A 1,098-nucleotide genomic window follows, 5' to 3' on the forward strand; every position below is an offset into this window, starting at 1 on the left:
AACTTGGTGAGAAATATTAGCAGTGAGTTTGCGCTATTAAAAACAGATTCCCCGCACGCATCAACAAATATAAGAATATCACTATTTTCCAAATCCATTAAATCTTTGTCATTTAATAAGTGGATGACAGAAAATATGGCTTGTTGAATAACAAAATGATCTGAACGATAAATTCTGCTTTTAAACTCACTACAAACCATAATAAAATCTTGTATATTCCATTTCTTTTTATCTTCGAGATTGTTTTCTTTATATTGAGATAATATCGCTGTTGCGATTTTCTCTTGTGCATCACACATCTTTTTAAGTAGGGTGTTTTTAGTCTCTCCTTCTGGAAGAGAGTAGCCTTCTGTTTGTTTCAGGCAACCTATACACGCCGCTAGTGTTGATAAAGTTATTCCGTTCCAGGAATTCATTTCTGTTTGTAACGAATCCTTTACTTCCTCTGCAATTGCTTTTAATGCATCGAATTGACCTTCGAATATTAGTGTTTTTCTTTTCAACATGGCAGCGGCAGTAATGCTTAGCTGGTAACCATGGAACTTGCCTAATATCTCATGATTTCTGAACGCTACGATTATGCCTGCAATACGAGATCGTACATCATCGATTTCCTTGTAAGAATCCCGAGTGCGAATAATATTACATAAAGTAGTAAGTTTACTAATACTGCAAGAATTTGTCAGATAAGAAGAGCATTTTCGTAGACACTCGATTATGATTTTTTCAAGAAAATCCCGAGAATCATCATCCAGATGTTTTTGTAGCTGATGAGCCGCGTTTGCGATCATTATGAGACTATCGAAATTTTTAACATAAAACGAGGAGCCTTTCTGGGTTCTACATTTAGAGAGGAGATCTAACAAGAGATCTCTATGTTGTAGATCTCTCAGTCTACTTGCATAGAAATCGATATTTATTATTTCCTCGTCCGTCCACACGTATGCTGGCTGATATACTGGGTTGTTACGCAGGCCGGAGGGGGGCAGTGCTTTTGATGGCAGTGAAACACCAACAGGGGATGATTTTGGAAAGTGCTCTACATTTTTTTTCGTGGTTCTTGCTCTCGAAGCCTTTTTATCAACGGTCGTTGTTTTT

Annotated in this window: 1 protein-coding gene; it reads right to left on the reverse strand. The window is 37.1% G+C overall.

Annotated features, from left to right (window positions below; translation table 11 throughout):
* Window positions 1-1,098: hypothetical protein (locus tag QMA35_RS21760; RefSeq protein WP_281649226.1), on the reverse strand; the 1,098-nt coding region annotated here is incomplete at both ends.

Origin of the sequence: Parendozoicomonas sp. Alg238-R29 (assembly GCF_947331445.1) — a bacterium.
GTDB lineage: Bacteria > Pseudomonadota > Gammaproteobacteria > Pseudomonadales > Endozoicomonadaceae > Sansalvadorimonas.